A 21,396-nucleotide genomic window follows, 5' to 3' on the forward strand; every position below is an offset into this window, starting at 1 on the left:
AAAGCGAAGCCGTTCTTCCATCACCGAACTCGCTTTCCACGGCATCCACACCTCCCGCTTGCAAAAAAAGCGAAAAGTGTAACCCATGTGTCCGGTACGAAATGTCACCTATGTCTCGGGCCGCTCACCTGCCGTGAAGAAGCTGATGCCCGGCCAAGGCGTCAGCCGGGAGCGAGCGATCCTTGCTTGAAGAGACAGACAGGCGGCAGGTCTGATGCGGATCATCTTTTTCTGTCTGGGTTGGGTGATGGTCGCGCTTGGCGTGATCGGTCTGGTGATGCCGCTGATGCCGGGAGTGGTTTTCCTGATCGCGGCAGCGGCGTGTTTCGCGCGTTCCTCGCCCCGGCTGGAGGCATGGCTGCTCGATCATCCGACATTTGGCAAATCGCTGCGGGATTGGCGCGCCGCCGGGGCCATCCCGCGTCCGGCCAAGGCCATGGCTTGCGCGGGGATGACGATCGGGTTCGTCGTATTCTGGTATAGCGTCGATCCGTCAATGCCGCTTGCTGCGGGTGTGGCGGTGCTGTTCCTGGCCTGTGCTGCCTATGTCGTATCGCGTCCGGCGATTGTCGATCAGGACTCCTCCGTCTAGGACACCCGGTTCGGTGGAGGACGGCGCCAGATCAGCACGGCCGTCGACGTGTCCGGGCTGCCGGGGTGGGCGGCAAAGCTGGCCCGCTCAGCGCAAGACCGCGATTGATTTTCGATCTGGTACGACCTGCCTTCGCACTTCGAGCCCTCTACCGATGGAATCCTGGCCCCATCGGACCTCGTTCATTGAGGCTTGATGCCTGCTTGCTTGATGATGCGGTCCCATCTGTCGATTTCGCTCTTTAGGAGGGCTTCGAGCGCTGCTGGCGTTGCGCGCTCCTGCTCGACGGGCGCCATGCTGAGTTCGGCGAAGCGGCTCACCAAAGGCGGATCCGCGAGTGCCTTCTGCAGGGCGTTCACGAGCGCATCGACGATCTGCTTCGGCGTATTGCGCGGCGCATACATCCCATACCAGGTCGTGACGTCGAATTGCGGCACACCAGCCTCGGCGGACGTCGGCACATTCGGCAAGGTCGCGACGCGCTTTTTGCTGGTAATGGCGAAGCCCGGGATGGTGCCGGCTTGAATATAAGGCGTCGGTCCGGTGGCGGGATCGCAATAGACGTCGATGTGACCGGCGATGATATCGTTCAGCGCGGGACCACCGCCCTTGTAGTAGATCGGCGTCAGCTTGGCTTCGATAGCGCTCATGAACATCAGCCCGCAGAGATGCGATGCGGAGCCGAGGCCGACATTGCCATAAGTAACCTTGTCGCCCTGGGTGCGCACATAGGCGACCAACTCCTTCAGGTCCTTGGCGGGAAAATTGGCTCGCGCCACCAGGATCATGGGCACGTCGGTGACGAGGCCGATCGGGGCAAAGTCGCCGACGGGATCAAACGGCAGCTTCGCATAGAGCGAGGGCGCGGTCGCCTGGCCGACATGCATGAGCAGGAGGGTGTGGCCGTCGGGTGCGGCCTTGGCGACACGGTTGGTGCCGATCGTGCCACCGGCGCCGACGACGTTCTCGATCACCACCGCCTGCTTGAGTGTCGCGCTCATTGAGCTGCCGAGCAGGCGCGCGATCACGTCGCCTGGGCCGCCGGCCGAGAAGGGAACCACCATGGTGATCGGTCGGTTCGGGAATTCCTGCGCCAATGCCGGCAGCATCGGCGACAGCAGCAACATCAGGAGAACGCCTTTTACGAACTTCATGGCAGCTTCCTATCGGCCTTGTGGCCCTTCGTAGCTCGATCGGGAAAAGGATCGGTCATTCATCCGCGTTCACCTTTTCGTCCGATGCGGATGTTCGCTCGATCATGCTGAGCGCGGCCACGGCCGCCGCCTTGATATGATCGACACAGCACTGCTCGGCGAGGTCGGGATCGCCGTTCTGGATGGCGCGCCAGATCGCCGTGACCTCGCGAAGACTCTTGTTAATTCGCTTCGGCTGCGACATCGACGTAATTCGCAACAGCGTGATCCGGTCGTGCAGCGGCCTGAGCATTCGCTCGATGAAGGCGTTCTGACAGCCGCCGATCAGCGCGGCGTAGAACTCGGTCTTGGCCTCGAGAGCCGTCATGAGATCGCCGTCGGCGAATGCGGCTTTCAATTTGGTCAGGGCATCCCCGATCCGGCGAACGACAGCGGGATCGTGCAGGCGCGCGCACTCTCGTCCGGCAAATCCTTCGAGGACGGCGCGGGCTGCGTAGAGCTGCTTTGCTTCCTCAAGGCTGATGGTGCTGACGACAGGGCCACGGTGAGGGACCGTATTGACGAGACCATCGGCTTCCAGCAACCGGAGCGCTTCGCGAATGGACGGCCGGCTTACACCCGTCATCTCGCAAAGCTCCCGTTCGACCAGGCGCTGGCCCGGCTTTAGCTTTCCGGACATGATCGCCTCGCGCAGCTTCTGGGCGACCCTCGACCGGACGGTCGGAACGTCCTCGATCCGGAGCGTAGATTGCAATTCACCGCGTTTGTCCATTGTCTACCGCCTTGGTGCCGGCATTGGTTCAATAGCGATTTACGGGCAGAATCATCATCTCCGCAATCTGAACATGCGGCGGCTGGTCCAACGCAAAGACGATCGACCGGGCAATATCGGCCGGATCGAGCGCCATCTTGAACTGGTCGAAATAGTCCTTTTCCTTCTCCCGGTCGCCGCGATAGCGGGTGAGGATGATGTTGGTCCTGGTCAGGCCGGGCTGCATCTCGGTGACCCGGATCGCCGTTTCCGCGAGCTCCCCCCGGAGCGTTTCGGTAAACATGTGTACGCCCGCCTTGCTGGCGCTGTAGGCAGCCATGTCGGGAATGATGCGTACGGCGTTGATCGAACTGATGTTGACGATGTGGCCTGCGTTACGCCTGACCATCTCGGGCAGCAAGCTACGGGTCACCCGCATCAGTCCGATCAAATTGGTCTGGATGATCCCGGACCAATCGTCGGCCGCGCCGGCGTCGAAGCGCGTCCGGCCGCCAATGTCGTGGCCGGCATTGTTGATGAGAATGTCGACCGGCTTGAAGGAGTCCGGGATGAGGTCGGGCAGGCGATCCACGGCCTTGGCGTCGGTAATATCGAGTTCAATCGGAAATGTTTTGTCGCCCATTTCGGCGGCGAACTCACGAAGCGAAGCCGGATCGCGATCAGCGAGCACGACCCGGCGTCCGCTTTCGACCAGCGCTTTCGTGATGGCGCGACCCATGCCTCCGGCGGCACCGGTCACCACGGCATTTCGGCTCGATGTTTCAGCCATTGCAGATCTCCTGAGTGAGACGGCCGACGGTGCTCATGCGATGGACCAGCCCCCGTCGATTGGCAGCGTTGCTCCGGTGACATCCTGTGCGGCAGGGCTGCACAGGAAGGCAGCCATCGCACCGACGGCCTCCATGGCGACAAACCGTCCGGTTGGCTGGCGTGCCGCCAGATAATCGCGCGTCGCTTCCTCGACGGTGCTGCCGTCGGCGGCCGCGATCCCTGCGATTTTTCCCTGAATGGCCGGCGTCGGCAGCGTGCCCGGGCAAAGCGCGTTGCAGGTAATCCCGCTCCTTGCCGTCTCGATCGCGACGGCGCGGGTCATGCCGACAATGGCTGTTTTGGTGGTCACATAATCGATGCGGTCCGCAACCGCGCGGGTCGAATAGATCGACGCCATGTTGATGATGCGGCCCCAGCGTCGCTCTTTCATTCCGGGCAATGCGAGACGGATCAGGTGGAACGGGGCCGACAGATTGACGGCGAGCGCTTCGTCCCATCGTTCCGGCGGGAAGTTTTCGACCGGTGAAAAATGCCGCACCACTGCATTGTTCACCAGGATATCGACCGCGCTGACGCGGCCGAGCAAGTCGTTCATCATCGCTTCGATGGCGGTGCGCTGCGACAGGTCGGCTGCGATGCTGACCACCTCGACGCCAAACTGCGTGCGCAGACGATCTTTCGTCTGCACCGGTTCGTTGAAATCATGCAGGACAATGTTGGCTCCCGCTCCGGCAAGGCTTTCGGCCACGGCCAGGCCCAGGCCCGCCGTTGCCCCGGTCACGAGAGCCCATTTGCCCTTCAACATCGTCTCAGGCCCCGGTTACTTCTTGTCCAGTTCGGCAAACACTTCCTTGGCGTTACGGAAAGCGTCCACGCCGGCCGGCACGCCGCAATAGATCGCGACCTGCATGAACACCTCGCGTATTTCCTCGCGCGTGGCGCCGTTGGTCAGGGCACCCCGCACATGGGTCTTGAGTTCCTGCGGCCGATTGAGCGCGCACAGCATCGCGAGGTTGAGAAAGCTGCGGGTCTTGTGCGTAAGGCCGTCGCGGCCCCAGACATAGCCCCAGCAATACTCCGTCGTGAGGTCCTGCATCGGGCGGTTGAAGTCGTCGGCCGATGCGATCGCCTTGTCGACGAATTCATTGCCCAGAACATTCTTTCGGATCTGGAGGCCTCGATCGTATGTCGTCTTGTCCATATCGGTATCCAATCTTCAGCTAGTTTTTGGGCCAGAACGGCTGGGACAGCGCCAGTTGCGGCGGGAATACCGTGACCGGTACGCCGGCTTGCCACTGCACGATGGTCATCCCAGCGCCGACGCGACGGCCCTTTTCGTCGAACTTGATTTCGCCGAGCGGGTAATATTTCGACGGACCGGCATCCATCGAGCGCAGCGCGTCGGCGACCGCAACGCGGTCGGCCTTGCCGGCCTTCTCGAGCGCGTCCTTGATCACCCACATGTCGCCATAGGTGGAGATCGCGTTCTGCGTCATCCAGGGCTCCTTGTAACGGGTCTTGAGTTCGGCGATCAGCGCCTCGTGGCCCTTGGCGCCCCAGCTCGCGACACAAGTGAGCAGGCCCTGCAGCAATTCCGGGCTGACGGTCTGCAGCATGTCCGGTTCGGCAATGGCGATGCCGAACGAGATGGTTGGAATCTTGCCTTGCCCGAGGCCGAACTCGTTCATCTTCTCGAGCAGCAGCTTGGCGTCGGAAATCACGGTCGGCAGGAAGAAGAGCAAGTCAGGCTTGGCCGACCGGATTTTTTGAACCAGTGGGGTGGCGTCGGCGAGCGGCGGGGTAAAGGTTTCATCGACGATCAACTGCAGACCGTTTTCGGCGAGCAGGCCGTCGCGCATCGCCTTTGCCGAGGAAACCGATGCCGCGGTGTTGTCGGTGATGATCGCGACCGTCTTGGGCTTCTTTCCGGAAGCGGTTTCAGCAAGCTTCACGATCTGCGGCAAAGCCTGTTTTGCCTGCGACCCCGCCGTGGCCGATGTCTGGAAGACATATTTGAAGCCGCGATCGGTAATCAGGTCGGAGTAGGAGAGGGTGAGGACCGGAAGATTGGCTCGCTCCGTGACCTCGGTGACCGCCAGCGTGAACGAACTCAGATAGGAACCGCTGGCCGCCACCAAATCGGGTTCCTGCGCGACCATGCGCTGCGCGGCATTTTTGGCCTTCTCGGTGGTATCGCCGGAATCGAGCACGACCAGCTTGAGCTTGGCGCCGCCGAGCGACTTGATGCCACCCTGCGCATTGATGTGTTCTACCCCCATCTCGGCACCGTGGCGCATCACGGCTCCCGGGCGCGCATAGAGGCCGGAAATCGGCACCAGCAACCCGACCTTCACTTCGGACGGTTGTTGCGCCCACACGCGCGACGAGATCAGGCCGGCGGATGCGCCAGCGAGCAGGCTGCGCCGCGTCAATGCGGCCCGGGTAATTTTTGTCATGACTATTCCTCCCTGAAATTTTTGAGATGCGTTGCAGTCAAGATTTCTTCGGCCAGAATGGAGCAGCTAATGCGAGGTCGGACGGATAGACGGTGACGGGCACGCCGGATTGCCATTGCGCGATGACAACACCGGCGCCGACACGGCGGCCCTTTTCGTCGAACTTGAGCTGGCCGCCGGGGTAGTGTTTCGACGGCCCGCCATCCATGGTGCGGAACGCCTGCGCAACGGAAAGTCGGTCGGCCTTGCCGGCTTGCTCCAGGGCAGCCTTCATCAGCCACATGTCGCCATAGGTCGAGATGACATTCTGCGTCATCCAAGGCTCCTTGTACTTCGCCTTCAACTCGGCGATCAGCGCCTCATGGCCCTTTGAGCCCCAGTTGGCGACAACCGTCATGATGCCCTGCACGGCGTCGGTGCTGACGCTTTGCAGCATGTCCGGCTCCGCAATCGTGATCGAGAAGGACACGGTTGGAATCTTGCCCTGGCCAAGCCCGAACTCGTTGATTTTTTCGAGGCCGAGTTTGGCGTCCGAGATGGCGTTGGGCATGAACAGCAGCAGGTCCGGACGGGCCGATCTGACCTTCTGGATCAGCGGCGTGGCGTCGGAAAGCGGCGGGGTCCACACTTCCTCCACGACCAGCTGCAGGCCTTCCTGCGCAAAGATCTTCTCCTTGAGCGCCTTGGCGGTCGCAACCGACGTCGCCGTGTTATCCATCAGCATCGCCACTGTCTTCGGGCGCTTGCCGGAGGCGGCTTCGGCAAGCTTCATCAGTTCAGGCAGGCCGAGTTCCGATTGCCGGCTCGCAGGCGCCGCCGTCTGGAAGATGAATTTGAAGCCGCGTTCGGTCAGCAAATCCGAATACGACAGCGTGAGGACAGGCAGTTCGGCGCGCTCGGTGACTTCAGTCACGGCCAGCGTGAAGGAGCTCAGATAGGAGCCGGTCGCCGCAACCAGATCGGCCTCCTGTGCGACCATGCGCTGCGCCGCGTTCTTGGCCTTTTCCGTGGTGTCGCCGCAATCGATCACGACAAGCTTCATCTTCGCGCCGCCGAGCGATTTGATGCCGCCTTGCGCGTTGATGTGCTCGATGCCCATCTCGGCGCCCATGCGCATCACCTGGCCCGGACGGGTATAGATACCCGACAACGGCACGATCAGGCCTACCTTGACCTCCGCCGGCTGCTGCGCGCGTGCTACCGTCGACAGGCCGATCGCAGCCGCACCGGAAAGCACGGTTCGTCGCGTCAGCGACGTCTGCGAGACCTTGTCGGATCGGTTGTCCTGGCCCATTTTCGTCCTCCCAATGGTGTCGTTTGTTGGTTACATGCCGAGGTAGGCCTTGCGGATGCGGTCGTCCGCCCGCAAGGTTTGGTTGTTGCCTTCGAGTGCGACGCGGCCGGCTTCGAGCACGTAACCGTGGTCGGCGGATTCAAGCGCCTCCGCCACGCGCTGTTCGACCAGCAGGATCGTCAGGTTCGATTGCCGGCGGATTTCGATCAGCCGTTCGAAGATGAAATCTGCGATCGTGGGCGCGAGGCCCATCGAGGGTTCATCCAGCATCAGGAGCTTGGGCGAGCCTGCGAGCCCGCGGCCGATCGCGAGCATCTGTTGCTGTCCGCCCGACAGCGTCCCTGCGAACTGGCCGCGGCGCTCGGCCAGGATGGGCAGCCATTCGAAGATGCGCTCGATGTTGTGTTTCCAGTCGCGCTGGCCGGCCTCGGTCATCGCGCCCATTTCGAGGTTTTCCATCACCGTGAGCGAAGGAAACACCTGGCGGCCTTCCGGTACGTGGGCGATGCCGAGATGCGCGCGTTGCGCCGGCCGGATCGACAGCAGGTCGTGATGCCTGAATGTGATCGTTCCCGCGCTTGGGCGCACGATGCCGGAAATCGTCTTGAACAGCGTGGTCTTGCCGGCGCCGTTCGGTCCGACGATCGCAACGAACTGGCCTTCCTCGACCTTGATCGAGACGCCGTTCAAAACGGGAATCGCGGAATATCCGGCGGTCAGCCCTTCAATGCGGAGCATGGGCCACCCATTTTTTGCCGAGATAGGCCTCGATCACGCGGCTGTCGCGGGTGACAGCTTCCGGTTCGCCCTCGACGATCACGGCGCCGTGGTCGAGCACCAGGAAACTGTCAACCAGGCGAACCATCGCCTGCATCGTGTGTTCGATGATCGCGATCGTCATGCCGTCGCGGGCAAGCCGCTGGATTACCGCGACGACCTCGTCAGCCTCGTCGTGTCCGAGGCCCGCGAGCGTCTCGTCGAGCAGCAGGATGCGCGGCTGTCCGGCCAGCGCGCGGGCGAGTTCCATCAGCCGCAATTCCTTGGTCGTGAGTTCGCCGGCGATGCGCTCGGCGATCTCGGACAGTCCGACGCGGGCAATTGCATCGGCCGCCAGCTTCCTTGCCTCGACATCGGTCTTGGCGCGCACATAGGCTCCGACCACGACATTGTCCGAAATCGACATGCGCAGGAACGGGCGCATGATCTGGAAGGTGCGGCCGATGCCTGCCTCGCAGAGCTCATGCGGCTTGCGGCCGGACATCTCCCGCCCGTCGAGGAGAAATTCGCCCGTACCTGGCCGAAGGAATCCGTTCAGCAGGTTGAACAGCGTGGTCTTGCCGGCCCCGTTGGGACCGATGATTCCGAGGATCTCATTTCGCCGCAGCTTGAAGCTGACATCCTGCACGGCCTTCAATCCGCCGAACGAGCGCGACAGGTTGCGAACTTCCAGGACGACGTCGCCTGTTCCGACGGATCGTTTGGCACGCGCTGGTGCCGGTGCGGCGGGGATGGCAACCGCAACCGGGACATCCGGCGCGCTCGACGTTGCCGCAGCCGGTGGTGCCGACCGCTTGCGCAGGAAGTCTCGCACTTTCCAGAACAGGCCCTCAGGCGCGAGAAGAATGACGCATATGATCGCGAGGCCGTAGATCACCCCCTGAATTCCGGGAAAGCGCGAGCCCGCTTCAGCATTGAGCGTTTCGGCCAGCGGTATCAGGATCACCGATCCGATCACCGGACCCCAGACCGTTCCGACGCCGCCGAACATGGCGACCGTCAACGCTTGTGCCGACACCAGCATGCCGAACACGGATTGCGGGGTCACCACCAGCAGCACGACTGCATAAAACCCGCCAACCGCTCCGGCGATGGCGCCGCTGAGCGTGACGGCACGGAGCTTCCAGGCCAGCGTGTTGATCCCCGCGGCTTCCGCGGCGGTTTCGTTCTGTTTGATCGCGAGCAACGCCATGCCGAAGCGCGATCGTTCGATGGCACGCGTCAGCAGGATCGTGGCCAGCATCATCGCCAGCGCCAGCAGCGTGTAGAGACGGTGATCGGCGAATTGCATATAGGCGATCGGATTATCGCGCTTGATCGGCAGCGTGACTTCCTGAAGGCCGAGCCATTCGAACACGTAGAGAATGGCGAGCGGGTAGGCGAGCATCGCCAGCGCGAAGTAGTGTCCCTGCAGTCGGAAGGTCGGAAAGCCGATCAGCAGTCCGGCGATGCCGCCGAGGATGGCCGCGATCGGGATCATGATCCATGGCGACAGATCGAAATGGATCTGGCCGAGCACGACGGCATAGGCCCCGACGCCGAAGAAGGCGGCATGACCGAACGAGATCAACCCGGTGTATCCGCTAAGCAGGTTCCACGACAGGCCGAAGATCGCCCACACCGGAACCAGCGTCATCACCAGCTGGTAATAGGAATTGGTCACGCTTAGCGACACCGTGGCATAGAGCGCGGTGAAGACGAAGATAGGGAGCAGCGAACGCCATCCGCGCATGATCATGTCCTTTCGACCATGCGCCCGAAGAAACCTTGCGGACGGAAGAAGATGATCAGGAGGAACACGACGAAGATCGCGGCATTCTGCAATTGCGTCGGCAGGATCAGCGTCGACATCTGCTGGACCAGCCCGATCGTCATGCCGCCCCAGAAGGCACCGATGATGCTGCCCATGCCGCCGAGCACGACGCCGGCATACATGACGATGACGTATTCGACCCCGACAAAGGGGTGAAAGGGGTAGTTGGTGGCGAGCAGGCCGCCGGCAATCGCGGTAATGCCGGTGCCGAGTGCGAAGGCAATGCGGTGCGCACGGTCGACGTCGATGCCCATATAGGTCGCCGCGGTAGGATTGTCGGCCGCGGCGCGCAGCGATTTTCCGATCCGGGACCGCGTGATCATCAGCGTCAGCAGCAGCATCGTCACCAGCGAGACGACCGCGTCGATCCCGCGCGCCTTGTTGATGAAGACGCTGACGTCATAAAACAGCGGTCCGAGCTCCCACGCCGAACTCGACAGCGGCGTCCGGATCGAGGCCAATACCGAGCCAAACACGAGCAGGCCACCATTTTGCAGGATCAGTGCGATCCCCAGCGTAAGAATGAGCTGGGCGTAGTGACCCTCGCCCTCGAGTGAAGAGGTGCGCGTGCCGGATACCCGCGAGATCAGGGTGAGGTGGACGAAGTAACCGAAGACGGCCAGCACGGGGCCGGCAAGCACGATCGCGACGAACGGCCCGAAGGTGTTGCCGAAAGTGGCCTGAACGCCGAGCGCGGTGAAGAAATAGAACGCCGCATACATGCCGAGCATCATGAAATCGCCCTGCGCGAAGTTGATCACCCGCATGACGCCGAAGATCAGCCCGAGCCCAACGCACATCAGGCCGTAGACCGCGCCGATCAAAAGCCCGGCGGACAATGCCTGCAGGAAGCCTTCCAGTGCCTGGGTCACCGGCAACCTCGCACAGGAATGGAACATCCGTGTTTCGTACCGGCTATTATCGGTATGGCCGTATCGGCGGTCTCCGGCTTGAACATGATGCCCCCCATTTTCTGTTTGTCGTTATCGATCATGACGCTGGCCGCAGCCTTTGTTCGGTCGGCTCAAGCCGGCACCGCGCGGCGATGACGCGGCTGTCCGGAAGTGATGCGCAATTGTCGACCAACTCTTCCAGATGCCGCGCCTGCTTGTCACCGATGACGGCGGCGGCAGCACCCCGAAAGCGGGTGCGGATTTCTTCGGGCGTCGCGGCAATCACATTGTCGAGACGCTGATGGACGGTGTTTCCGTTGCGGAGGCCAACCCGGATCTCGGCGCCCTGGTTGGCCGGGAACGCGGCGGTGAGACCGGGCTCGCTTTGCAGGTCGGTTCGTTCGACGAGGCGGAGGATCCTGATATCGTCGATATCAGCGTAATTGTCCTCTTCGAGCGCACCGCGCGCCAGCACGGCAGCGACGCTGAAGGGAATGCTCATCTTGGCCTGTAGCGCGTTGTGAAATGGTCCCTTGGAATCGCAGCCGGGGTAGCGGGCGGCAGCCTCCGGGACTCTGATCGCAACGGTCGCGATGTCTTCGGATGTTCCGAGTTCGCGCGCGACACGTAACGCTGTCTGCGCTGCGGTTTGTGCGAAATTGCAGGCGGGAGCGGGCTTGTTGTAGACGGCCATGATCTCGGGCTGGGAGCCGGCAAACAATCGGATCCCGGCGGGGGCAGGCTGGCGGCGGAAGGCGGCGAACAGTCCGGCCTCGCCCTCAAGGATGGTTTCGGAGGCGCACGCGCCGGCCTCGGCCAGTTCGACCGCGGCAATCGCGTTGCGCGCCGCAAAGCCTGGGTGGAAATACATTTCGGAGCCGCCGGCGCGCGGCCATTCGTTCAGGCCGGACGACGTGTTGGCGGCAATGGCAATTGCGCTGGTTGCGACATCTTCGGTCAGGCCGAGAGCATAGCTGCCCGCAAGGGCTGCCCCGAGCGGCGCAACAAGCCCGGTCGGCCGGTAGAGGCGCGCGAGGTCGGCGGCAAACAGTGCGCGGCCGATCTGTGCGCCGGTCTCATAGCCGATGATCGCGGCGCCAAGGAACGTTGCGCCGGACAGCGGCGTTCGTTCCGACAAAGCGAGCAGGGTCGGCCAGATCACCACGCCATGGTGACAGATGCTGGCCGCGTGCATGTCTTCGCGCACCAGGCCATGGCCCATGGTGGCGTTGGCGAAGGCCGCGTCGCCCGGCGAGGCGAGGGTGCGGGTGCCGATGACGGTTGCGCCGTTTCCGACCTCGCGCGCGATGCCGATGGCCTGGCGACTCCATGGATGGTTTCTCGCCTCGAAGGCACAGGAAAGAAAATCCAGCAGGCAGATTTTCGCCTTGGCGATGACATCAGCGTCAAAACGGCCGAGGTCGACGGCAAGCGCGGTGCGTGCCAACGCCCGCGCCAGCGACACCTCGCCTGATCCGGTCGATCCGATTGTCATGGCAATCGCCCTCGCGCGCCGTTGACCCGGGTCTAGCCGCGCATTTCCACGCCGGCCCATTCCTCCAGCACTTTCGCGATCGAGGTGAAATCGGATGACGCGCCATATTTGGCATTGGTGATGGCGAGCATCTGCCGGACCACCGAGCCGCAGACCATCGGCACGCCCATGGCCTCGGCCTCGTCGACGCAGAGCCGCACATCCTTGTAGGAGAGGCCGGTGGTAAAGCCGAAATCGAAGGTGCCGGGAAGCACGGCGCGAGGGAATTTGTCTTCCGAAGCGCTGTTGCGCCCGCTGCTGGCGTTGATGATGTCGATCAGCACCTTGGCGTTGACGCCGCCCTTGACGCCCATCGCGACTGCCTCGGAGGTGATCACAAGCGCTGCCGCCGCCATCAGGTTGTTCGCGAGCTTTGCGGTCTGCGCCGTGCCCGGCTTGTCGCCGGTGTAAAACAGCTTTCCGAAGTTCTTCAGGATCGGCTCAACCCTGTCATAGGTCGCTTTCGGGCAGGACACCATCACTGCAAGCGTGCCGTTCACCGCGCCCTTGATGCCGCCGCTGACCGGCGCATCGACCAGCGTCAGGTTGCGCGCTTCAAATCCCTTCGCGATCAATTTGGCGGCGCCGGGCCCGGTGGTGGACAAGTCGATCAGGACGGTCGCGCGGTTTCCGGCGATGATTCCATCGGGCCCCAGCGCAACGGCCTTGACGATGTCGGGGGTCGGCAGGCTGGCCAGCACGATGTCTGCGCTGGACGCGACTTCGGCGGGCGATTTCGCCAGCCGTGCGCCGCGCGCAACCAGCGGCTTGGTCGCTTCAGCCTGTGTATCGTAAATGCACAGCGAATAGCCGGCGTCGAGCAGGCGCCCGGCCATCGGTCCGCCCATGCGGCCCGTTCCGACAAAGCCGATTGTTTCTGCTGCCATGATTCGCTCCCTGTCGCGCCGCTGGCGCTTTCTTGTTCTTGCCGCGGCAGGTTTCCTGGCCGCGTTTGACCAAGCTCACAGATTGTCAGTTAATCTGTCAAGCATAAGATTCCTGTCGACAGGGCTCAACGCGCCGGAATAGGATTGGAAAAACAAGCTCCGGGGAATTCGCTCAGTGCGGCAAGATGAAGCGCAAGGCGTCGGCACAATTTTCGCCGATTTCGTTGCCGGTACAACGTGGACGGATGTCGCGAGCCAGAATCATGAAGCGAAGCGTTCGGTTCTGAACTTCTTTGCGACGTCCCTCGGTTCGGCTCATGACCCTGCGGTCGGCGTTGCCTTGCGCGTGCTGTCGCCGTTCAGCGGCGCTGCAACATCGGCGATCATCGGCCGCTCCGAGCGGCTCGATGCGATGGGCGCGGCGTTCGTCAACGCGATTTCGGCCAATCTGCTCGATTTCGACGATACCCATCTGGACACGATCATTCATCCGGCAGCGCCCGTTGCGGCGCCGGTCCTGGCATTGGCGCAGGCGCGCGGGTTTTCGGGGCGGGACGTTCTGACCGCGTTCATTCTCGGCGTGGAGATCGAATGCCGCGTCGGCAATGCGGTATCTCCCGGACACTATGCGCGTGGCTGGCACATCACCTCGACCTGCGGCGTGTTCGGCGCGGCCGCCGCTTGCGCCAAATTGCTCGGCCTCCCGGCAGACCAGATTTCCAATGCGATTGGAATTGCGGCAAGCCAATCGGCCGGCATCGTCGAAAATCTTCCGAGCGCCGCCAAGAATGTCAGCGTCGGCAATGCGGCGCGCAATGGCCTGTTTGCGGCATTGCTTGCGGCTGAAGGCTATTCCGCATCGCCACGGGCCATCGAAGGGCCGCTCGGCTGGGCCCGTGCCATGGGCGACGAACCTGATCTTGAGCGTTTGACGGACAGTCTCGGCAAGACCTGGGAGATCGCGAAGAACACCTACAAGCCCTATCCTGCGGGCATCGTGTTTCATGCCGTGATCGACGCCTGCTTCAAATTGCGGGAAAAGCTGGATCGGCGCATCGACGATATCGCCTTCATCACGGTGCGGGGTTCGGCGCTTTTGCTGGCGCGCGGAGACCGGCCGGTTCGCAACGAACGCGATGCGCGGGTCAGCATTCATCATTGTGCCGCCTGTGCATTGCTGCTGGGCGCGGCCGGCATCACCGAATTCTCGGACGCGATCGTATTTCGGCCGGAGGTCGCGGCCTTGCGGCAGAAAGTGAAGGCGGAGCTTGACGCTTCGCTTCCGGACGGCGCCGCGCGCGTCGCTATCCAAATGGCGTCGGGGGAGATGCTTAGTGAGGTCGTGATGGAAGCGAAAGGCAGTCTTGCCGATCCGCTGTCGGACCGTGATATCGAAGCGAAAATGCGCGATTGTGCGCGGCTGGGGCAAAGCGATTGGGATATCGATCGCATCATCGACGATGTTTGGCGTCTCGACACGCTTGCTGACGTCTCAGGCCTGATGAGGGCACACGGCTGAGCCGCACCTGAAAAGCAATACTCAAACAATGGAAGGAACCAATGATGAGCGAGTTGTTCGAAAAAGGCCTGCAGGTCCGCAAGGAAGTACTCGGCGAAGAGTACGTCAACAAATCCATCGCCGGCGCCGACGAATTCACCCGGACGATGGCGGAATGGTCGACCGAGTTTTGCTGGGGCGCGTTGTGGACCCGGCCGGGACTCGACCGTCGCACCCGCAGCATCGTCAATCTGGCGATGCTCGGCGCGCTGAATCGGCCTCACGAGCTGAAGCTGCACGTCAAGGGAGCGCTGAAGAATGGCCTCACCAAGGAGGAGATCAAGGAGATATTGCTTCAGGTCGCGGTGTATTGCGGCATCCCGTCGGGAATCGATGCCTTCCGGAATGCGCGCGAGGCGTTCAACGAGGTCGACGCAAAGTGATGAAGCGCCGCTCTATGAGGAGATAGCATGGCCGAGCAGGAGTACGAACTCTTTGCTATCCGCTATGCCACTCGCGAGGCGCGGCGGAGCGAGCATTTCATCGGCGGCGATCCGCACGACGGACCGATGCCGATGGACTATTTCATGTGGCTGGCAAGGGGAGGGGGCCGCACCTTTGTCATCGATACCGGTTTCAACGCGGAAGTATCGAAGAAGCGAAAGCGGACGTTCCTGCGTTGTCCGGTGGAGACGCTCAGTGCGTTCGGCATCGGTGCGAACGAGGTCGAGGATGTCATCCTCACACATCTGCATTACGATCATGCGGGCAATTTCGACCGATTCCCGAACGCGCGATTCCATCTGCAGGAGCGCGAACTGGCGTATGCCACGGGGCGCTTTATGCGATATCCGAGGTTGTCGCATTCGTTCGAGGTCGAGGACGTTTGCGGGATTGTACGGCTGAACTATGCGCGGCGCGTCTTGTTCTATGATGGCGACGCCGAACTCGCTCCCGGTCTTACGATACATGCGGCCGGCGGCCATTCCGCCGGGCTTCAGTTCGTTCGCGTCAGGACCCGCCGGGGATTTGTCGTAGTTGCCTCCGATGTCAGTCATTTTTACGAGAATATGGCCAGTGAGCGTCCGTTTACGACCGCCCTCCATATCGGCGAAATGCTGGAGGGATTTGATCGGCTGCGGGCGCTTGCGCCGGATGAGAGCCATATCGTTCCGGGGCATGATCCGCTCGTCATGAAGCTTTATCCGGCTCCAAGCCCGCAACTGAAGGGTATCGCCGTGCGCCTTGATGTGCCGCCATCAGGCGCCGCGCCCGTTCGCGCCGATTATCTGGCGGGGCATTAGCCAATGTCGATGAGCTACCATAGCGTTTTCGAGCGAAGTGGGTACCGGTTCGCGTGAAGAAAATGCGTCAAAACAAGAATCTAGAGCTTCGGTTCTGATTCAATCAGAACCGATAATGCTCTAACGGAAGCGAACGCGTTCCAACGGCAGATACATTCGCCGCGCTTATTTCTCCGCCGCTTCTCTTAGAATCGGCATCAACCGGGCAGATTCGCTTTTTATCAGGTTCGCGAGTGCCTTTGGTCCACGGCGGTCAGGCTCCACGATATCAGCGCCGAGATCAGCCAACCGTTTTTGCACTGAATCTTCGCTGAGGCCTTTGTTCAGGGCTTCCGCAAGTCTATCAATAACTGACTGCGGCGTGCCACTTGGCACGAACACCGCGTAAAATGGAGCGCAGTCGAACTCGGGCAGGCCCTGTTCATAGGAAGTTGGTACATCCGGCAACATTGGGCTGCGTTTCTTGGCGGCGATTGCCAGCGCCTTGACGGTGCCAGCCCGCACCTGGCTCAATGTGCCGAGCACTGGATCGCATTCATAGTCGATTTGACCGCCGAGCATCGCATTCAACACCGGGGCTGTGCCGGTAAACGGAACCATTGTCGGCTTGATGCCGATGGCCGCGTTGAGGAGGAGACAACCGATGTAGGATACCGAGCCAAGTCCGGCGTGCCCGACATTGAGCTGGCTCGCGTTGGCTTTGGCATAGGCGACGAACTCGTTGAGATTATTGGCGGGGAAGTCTTTGCGGACGACAAGCAGCTCGGGATATTCTGCGGTCAGTCCAATCGGCTCGAAATCCTTCTGCGCATCGTAGCCCAGATTCGGATAGAACGCCGGCGCCAGCGCATTGGTGCCCAAGTGGCCGGACAGGATCGTGTATCCGTCGGCCGGCGCGCGAGCGGCGCGAAGTGCGCCAATGGTGCCACCGGCACCTCCGACATTCTCCACCACGAATTTCTGGCCGAGATGACGGTTGAAAATGTCGGCGGCTATCCTGCCCGTGATATCGGCCGGCCCACCGGCTGCGAACGGAACGATAATCGTGACCGTTCTCGCGGGATAATCCTGGGCCTGTGCGCTATTCATTCCGGCCGCCATGAGAAGAACAGCCGCCGCCATCAAATGCCTTGCCATTTATCGCCTCCCTGAAATTTTTTATTGCTGTGAGCATATGCCGGTCTCGCCGGGAGGCAAATTGAATTGACGTCGTTGCCGTCCCCTTCGTGACCCTAGGCATTTGCTGTGCGCGAGCTAAAGTTGATCGTGCGCATCGATCATCTGTGAGTCAGGAGAAAGAAATGTTGGCCATCACCGCGATTATCCGGGTCAAGAAGGGGTGCGAGGCCGCCATGCGTGAAGCGCTGCTCGAAGTCGTCAGGAGCGTATGCGCAAATGAACCGGTGGCCTGGAAGCCGACATCGGACTAGGAATCCTAAGGGTAGGGTGCCTTCCGGCCGCGAGCTACCTACGGCTCGGCATGCCCGACTCTTCCAAATGAGCCTTGCGAAGCAACGCGTCTCGAACGATGCTCACAAGCTCCGCAAGCCACATCAAGGGATCGTCATGCCCGTCGACGTCAAAACCGCCACCGATCGCCTCATGCGCTTCCTCGCTGTCGAGGGAGTGACCGGAAAGGAGGCCGCGATAGGGCGCGAGCTCAGCGCGGCGCTGCAGGAAAGTGGCGTGCCGGCGACAGCGATCCGCCTCGACGACGCCAATACGCGCATTCCCGTGCCGACAGAGACCGGCAATCTCATTGTCGATCTGCCCGGCCGGGGCGCAATGCACAACCAGCCGCGGATCATGTTTATGACTCACATGGACACCGTGCCGCTGTGCGCCGGAGCGAAGCCGAAGCTAACGGGGCGCAAGATCGTCAATCAGGCGAAGACCGCGCTCGGCGGCGACAACCGCGCCGGCTGTGGCGTTCTCGTCACGCTGGCGGCCGAGCTTGCGAAACAGAAGCTCGATCATCCGCCAATCACGCTTCTGTTCTGCGTGCGCGAGGAGAGCGGGCTTTACGGCGCGCGCCATGTCAAGACCGCCGACCTCGGCTCGCCTGCCATGGCCTTCAACTACGACGGCGGCGCTGCCTCCAATGTCACGATCGGCGCCGTTGGCGCGGATCGCTGGCAGGTCGAGATTTTCGGCCGCGCGTCGCACGCTGGTGTCGCACCCGAGCGCGGGATCAGTTCGACCATGATCCTGGCGCTTGCGCTCGCCGATGTGAAGGCCGGTGGCTGGTTCGGCAAGGTGGTGAAGCGCAAGCTGCAGGGCACGAGCAATGTCGGCCCCGTCACCGGCGGCGACGGCCGGCCGGCCGGGGACGCCACCAATGTTGTCACCGACTATGTGCACGTGCGCGGCGAAAGCCGCAGCCACGACAGCAAGTTCTTCAAGGAGATCACCAAGGCCTACAAGGCGGCGTTCGAGAAGGCCGCAAAGCGCGTGAAGAACAGCGATGGCAAGTCGGGCCGCGTCAAGTTCAAGGCTGAGACCGACTATTATCCGTTCCGCATGAAGGAGAGCCTGCCCGTGGTCAAACGCGCGGTTGCGGCAGTGTCCGGCATCGGCGCAACACCGAACATCCGCGCCGCGAATGGCGGATTAGATGCAAACTGGATGGTCCGCCACGGCGTTCCGACGGTGACCTTCGGCGCGGGGCAGAACGAGCCGCATACGATCGACGAGTGGATCAATCTCGACGAGTACGACCGGGCGTGTGCTCTCGCGGTCCAACTCGCGACGATGCGGTAAGCATCGCAGTTCAGCTCCCGAGCTACGCACGGTCTCGTGTTTCATCGAGGTCGAACTCCAAAAGGGTTCTGGGTGAGCGGGCCGCGCTCCCGCGCTGGAAACGCGGCCGGTATCGGATGAAGCGCTTGCTACGCGCGCTGGTTCGGCCCTAACCCGACAGGTGGTCAGTAGTCCCACCAGGTGGGCACCCAACGAAAGACGTCGCCGGCGACCGCCACCCGGCCGACGGACGGGAACGGCATGTGCGTAGCCACCAGCCACGCGCCAGTCGCCGCCAGCTCCCGCAAGAGTTGGACCCGGACGCGGGCCGCCTCCTCGGGGTCGTGTTCGAAGCCGTTGTGCCAATCGGGGTGGTCGAACGACACCGGGAATATCGCGTCGCCGGCGAACATCAGCCGCTCACCGCCGGACGCCAGCCGGACCACGCTGTGCCCTGGGGTGTGGCCGCCGGTGCGACTGACGATCACCCCCGGCGCCACTTCGTACTCCTCCTCGAACGGCCGCAGTTGACTGCGGTACTCGTTCAAGAACCGCGTGGCGGCCGACCGAGCCACGTCCGCGAGCGCCGGCGGCATGGCGGTGCGCGAGAAATCGGGCGAGGCCCAGAACTTGACCTCGGCGGCGGCTACGTGGATCCGCAAGTCCGGGCGCAGCTGCTGCTTCACCCCGTCGACGAGCAGTCCGCCAACGTGATCAAAATGCATGTGGGTCAGCACTACGTCGGTCACCGATCCAAGATCAATGCCGGCGGCCTCCAGTCGCCGGCTCAACTGACCGGCTCGCGGAAAGTCCGGGTATTCCAGCCCCAGCCCACTGTCGATCAGGATGGTCTGGTCGCCGCTCCGCACCACGACGTCGTTCAGCGCCCAATCGAACGCGTCCCGCGACAGGAACATGTCGTCCAGCCAGGCCCCTCGGACGGCCGGGTCGGCGTTGGTAGCCATGGACTCGGATGGCGGAGTGAGCACTCCATCGCTGATCACCAGCACGTCAATCTCACCTACTCGCAGCGCGTAGCGCGACGGAACCAACTCGTCGGTCTCCGATCTGCCGAGGGGCGAGGTGTTGTCCAGGCTGATGTTCGTCTCCCGCTGAGTGCTCTGGATCATCTGATTCATCTTTGCCTCCTGCTGAGTGTTGCGGATCATCTGATTCATTTTCGAAAACTCTTGCGCTCGATCTTGGGCGGGCCGTGCTCTTGTGCGGGAAGCGCGGCCCGTTTCGCGTGAAGGGTCTAGAAGAAGCCAGTCACATCAGTCACACGCTCCGGATCGGCCGAGGCCAGTGCGGCAGCACGCTCGGCCTTCGGCGGATAGATCCAGACGGTGTTGATCTCCTGTTTGGTCTTCTTGCCGACGTCGCCGACCATCTCGACCTTGCGCTCCCAACCGAGCGTGAACAGCGCGCCGGCCTCTCCAAGGTCGAGACAGGTGACGTAGGCCTCCTGGTGATACGGCTTGGTCGGCACACCCAGCAGTTCCGCCGCGGCATTGTTGCCGGCAAAGGCGCCCATCCGCGTGGCGTGCTGGCACGACATCAGCGCGTAGTTGCCGACATCGTCGCAGGCGGCGCGCGCGGCATCGCCGGTGGCGAAGACGCCGGCGACCCCCGGCACGCGCAGCTCGCGGTCGACGAGCAGGCGGCCAAAATTGTCGCGCTCGGCCGGAATCTGCTGGGTCAATGGCGCGGCGCGAATACCCGCCGCCCAGATCACGGTCTCGGCTTCGATGTGTCCGCCGCTGGAAAGCGTGACGCCGGATTTGTCCAGTGAGGCGACGCCGGCGCCGAGCCGGATCTCAACACCGACCTTGCGCAGGGCGTCCTCGATGACGGGGCGGGGGCCTTCGCCCATATCAGGGGCGATCGCACCGTTCCGGTCGACGATGATGACGCGCGGCCTGGCATCCTTGCCGAGGATTTTGCGAAGCCGGGAGGGCATCTCCGTCGCAGCCTCGATGCCGGTGAACCCGCCGCCGGCAACGACGACCGTGTCGCGTCCGTTCACGGCCGGCCGGTCGGCGAGGGCATGGAGATGCTTGTCGAGCGCGATCGCGTCATCCAGCGAGTCGACGCTGAAGCCGTGCTCGGCGAGGCCCGGAATATTCGGACGGAATAGTTTGCTGCCGGTGGCCACGACCAGGCGGTCATAGGAGAGCGACTTGCGCGTGCCTTTGGCCGTGGCGACTTGCACCATGCGCGACTTGGTGTCGACCGTCTCGGCGCTGCCTTGCACGTAGACAACGTCGATGGCGTTGAGCACATCGAGCAGGGGCGCCGTCATGGTCTCGGGTTTCGGTTCGTAGAGCCGCGGGCGGACGACGAGCGTCGGCTCCGGTGCGACCAGCGCGATCTCGAGCTCCTCGGGCGAAACGCCCTGGATGTCGCGCAGGCGGGCAGCGGAAAGTGCGGCGTACATACCGGCGAAGCCGGCGCCAATGACGACCAGTCGCATGTGATTTTCTCCTGTGGTTTGAGCTTCCGAAAGTCCGCACGTCACCGCCGCCGCTCCTCATGGGAGGCAGCGATCGACAACGATGCGAAAGCGTGAAACGAAGGCGTCAGGTCTTATAGACGGGAGGGGCAGCCCGGCACGGACGACGCTGGCATGGTGAGCTCACATGCCGCGCGGCAGCCTCCCGAGCTCAGCGGCCAGCCGTGGCGAAGGACAATCGGCTGAGCGGAGTTCGTGCTCCAGTCCTGGTAAGGTAGCTGGGGGCCAGCTTTGGCCATGATGGAAATCACGGGATTGGTCCTTTGCACGGACTGCGCCGGTATTTCCACCTCTTCGCCTGTTGCCGAGGTGAAGCGAACCGACAACGAAAGTCCGTACACGAGGGCAGTCGCGACGCCCTTCCGTCGTGATGTGATTGCAAGTCGGTTGACGAAGTTCT

At 62.6% G+C, this 21,396-nt stretch carries 20 protein-coding genes and 1 pseudogene; 6 read left to right on the forward strand and 15 right to left on the reverse strand.

The window, feature by feature from the left end; genetic code table 11:
• Positions 1-214 precede the first annotated feature (214 nt).
• A complete protein-coding gene (locus C7G61_RS21170; RefSeq protein ID WP_108517965.1) occupies positions 215-592 on the forward strand; it encodes a YbaN family protein in 378 nt (125 codons plus the stop codon).
• A 182-nt stretch (positions 593-774) separates the two neighbouring features.
• Here C7G61_RS21170 and C7G61_RS21175 read toward each other — a convergent pair whose 3' ends face one another.
• From C7G61_RS21175 to C7G61_RS21230, 12 genes and pseudogenes are all read right to left on the reverse strand, one after another.
• On the reverse strand, positions 775-1,746 hold the full coding sequence (locus tag C7G61_RS21175; protein WP_108517967.1) for a tripartite tricarboxylate transporter substrate-binding protein: 972 nt from the start codon (positions 1,744-1,746) through the stop codon (positions 775-777).
• A 55-nt stretch (positions 1,747-1,801) separates the two neighbouring features.
• The gene (locus C7G61_RS21180) at positions 1,802-2,518 is read right to left on the reverse strand and encodes a GntR family transcriptional regulator (RefSeq protein WP_108517969.1); all 717 of its coding nucleotides are present in this window, start codon (positions 2,516-2,518) and stop codon (positions 1,802-1,804) included.
• Between the two features lie 28 nt (positions 2,519-2,546).
• Entirely contained in the window at positions 2,547-3,287 is a 741-nt protein-coding gene (locus tag C7G61_RS21185) for an SDR family oxidoreductase (protein WP_108517971.1), read from the reverse strand.
• Between the two features lie 33 nt (positions 3,288-3,320).
• Complete coding sequence (locus tag C7G61_RS21190) at positions 3,321-4,094, reverse strand: 3-hydroxybutyrate dehydrogenase (protein ID WP_108517973.1); 774 nt, start codon at positions 4,092-4,094, stop codon at positions 3,321-3,323.
• Between the two features lie 15 nt (positions 4,095-4,109).
• Positions 4,110-4,490, reverse strand: coding sequence for a carboxymuconolactone decarboxylase family protein (locus tag C7G61_RS21195; RefSeq protein WP_108517975.1), 381 nt, complete (start codon positions 4,488-4,490; stop codon positions 4,110-4,112).
• Positions 4,491-4,509: 19 nt separating this feature from the next.
• Entirely contained in the window at positions 4,510-5,745 is a 1,236-nt protein-coding gene (locus tag C7G61_RS21200) for an ABC transporter substrate-binding protein (protein ID WP_108517977.1), read from the reverse strand.
• A 37-nt stretch (positions 5,746-5,782) separates the two neighbouring features.
• Positions 5,783-7,039 (reverse strand): ABC transporter substrate-binding protein, encoded by a 1,257-nt coding sequence (locus tag C7G61_RS21205; RefSeq protein ID WP_108517979.1) that lies wholly within the window; start codon positions 7,037-7,039, stop codon positions 5,783-5,785.
• A gap of 30 nt (positions 7,040-7,069) precedes the next feature.
• Entirely contained in the window at positions 7,070-7,777 is a 708-nt protein-coding gene (locus C7G61_RS21210; protein WP_108517981.1) for an ABC transporter ATP-binding protein, read from the reverse strand.
• Positions 7,764-9,554 (reverse strand): branched-chain amino acid ABC transporter ATP-binding protein/permease, encoded by a 1,791-nt coding sequence (locus C7G61_RS21215; protein ID WP_420836778.1) that lies wholly within the window; start codon positions 9,552-9,554, stop codon positions 7,764-7,766. The genes C7G61_RS21210 and C7G61_RS21215 overlap by 14 nt, the downstream gene beginning before the upstream one ends.
• The gene (locus C7G61_RS21220; protein ID WP_108518395.1) at positions 9,551-10,489 is read right to left on the reverse strand and encodes a branched-chain amino acid ABC transporter permease; all 939 of its coding nucleotides are present in this window, start codon (positions 10,487-10,489) and stop codon (positions 9,551-9,553) included. The genes C7G61_RS21215 and C7G61_RS21220 overlap by 4 nt, the downstream gene beginning before the upstream one ends.
• Before the next feature lie 130 nt (positions 10,490-10,619).
• Complete coding sequence (locus tag C7G61_RS21225) at positions 10,620-12,017, reverse strand: MmgE/PrpD family protein (protein ID WP_108517983.1); 1,398 nt, start codon at positions 12,015-12,017, stop codon at positions 10,620-10,622.
• A gap of 32 nt (positions 12,018-12,049) precedes the next feature.
• Positions 12,050-12,961, reverse strand: a pseudogene (locus tag C7G61_RS21230) (NAD(P)-dependent oxidoreductase); the annotation flags it as partial.
• Positions 12,962-13,118: 157 nt separating this feature from the next.
• On the opposite strand from C7G61_RS21230, the gene C7G61_RS21235 reads away from it, so the two are divergent.
• From C7G61_RS21235 to C7G61_RS21245, 3 genes are read left to right on the forward strand one after another with little or no spacing between them, the layout of a single operon-like run.
• Positions 13,119-14,462, forward strand: a complete 1,344-nt coding sequence (locus tag C7G61_RS21235; RefSeq protein ID WP_108517988.1) for an MmgE/PrpD family protein — start codon at positions 13,119-13,121, stop codon at positions 14,460-14,462.
• Positions 14,463-14,506: 44 nt separating this feature from the next.
• Positions 14,507-14,884 carry a carboxymuconolactone decarboxylase family protein gene (locus C7G61_RS21240; RefSeq protein ID WP_210205915.1) on the forward strand — a complete coding sequence of 126 codons (378 nt, stop codon included), beginning with the start codon at positions 14,507-14,509 and terminating at the stop codon, positions 14,882-14,884.
• 27 nt (positions 14,885-14,911) lie between these two features.
• Positions 14,912-15,745, forward strand: coding sequence for an N-acyl homoserine lactonase family protein (locus C7G61_RS21245; RefSeq protein ID WP_108517992.1), 834 nt, complete (start codon positions 14,912-14,914; stop codon positions 15,743-15,745).
• A 165-nt stretch (positions 15,746-15,910) separates the two neighbouring features.
• Here C7G61_RS21245 and C7G61_RS21250 read toward each other — a convergent pair whose 3' ends face one another.
• Entirely contained in the window at positions 15,911-16,882 is a 972-nt protein-coding gene (locus C7G61_RS21250; protein ID WP_108517994.1) for a Bug family tripartite tricarboxylate transporter substrate binding protein, read from the reverse strand.
• 164 nt (positions 16,883-17,046) lie between these two features.
• On the opposite strand from C7G61_RS21250, the gene C7G61_RS47035 reads away from it, so the two are divergent.
• Together C7G61_RS47035 and C7G61_RS21260 are read left to right on the forward strand one after the other, a co-directional pair.
• Positions 17,047-17,175 (forward strand): hypothetical protein, encoded by a 129-nt coding sequence (locus C7G61_RS47035; RefSeq protein WP_274542283.1) that lies wholly within the window; start codon positions 17,047-17,049, stop codon positions 17,173-17,175.
• A gap of 136 nt (positions 17,176-17,311) precedes the next feature.
• Positions 17,312-18,505, forward strand: coding sequence for a M20/M25/M40 family metallo-hydrolase (locus C7G61_RS21260; RefSeq protein ID WP_108518398.1), 1,194 nt, complete (start codon positions 17,312-17,314; stop codon positions 18,503-18,505).
• A 164-nt stretch (positions 18,506-18,669) separates the two neighbouring features.
• On the opposite strand, the gene C7G61_RS21265 is transcribed toward C7G61_RS21260, so the two are convergent.
• Positions 18,670-19,623 (reverse strand): MBL fold metallo-hydrolase, encoded by a 954-nt coding sequence (locus tag C7G61_RS21265; protein WP_108518400.1) that lies wholly within the window; start codon positions 19,621-19,623, stop codon positions 18,670-18,672.
• Positions 19,624-19,739: 116 nt separating this feature from the next.
• Positions 19,740-20,957, reverse strand: coding sequence for an NAD(P)/FAD-dependent oxidoreductase (locus tag C7G61_RS21270; protein ID WP_108517996.1), 1,218 nt, complete (start codon positions 20,955-20,957; stop codon positions 19,740-19,742).
• Positions 20,958-21,396: the final 439 nt, after the last annotated feature.

Source organism: Bradyrhizobium algeriense (assembly GCF_003062295.1).
GTDB classification, from domain to species: Bacteria; Pseudomonadota; Alphaproteobacteria; order Rhizobiales; family Xanthobacteraceae; genus Bradyrhizobium; species Bradyrhizobium algeriense.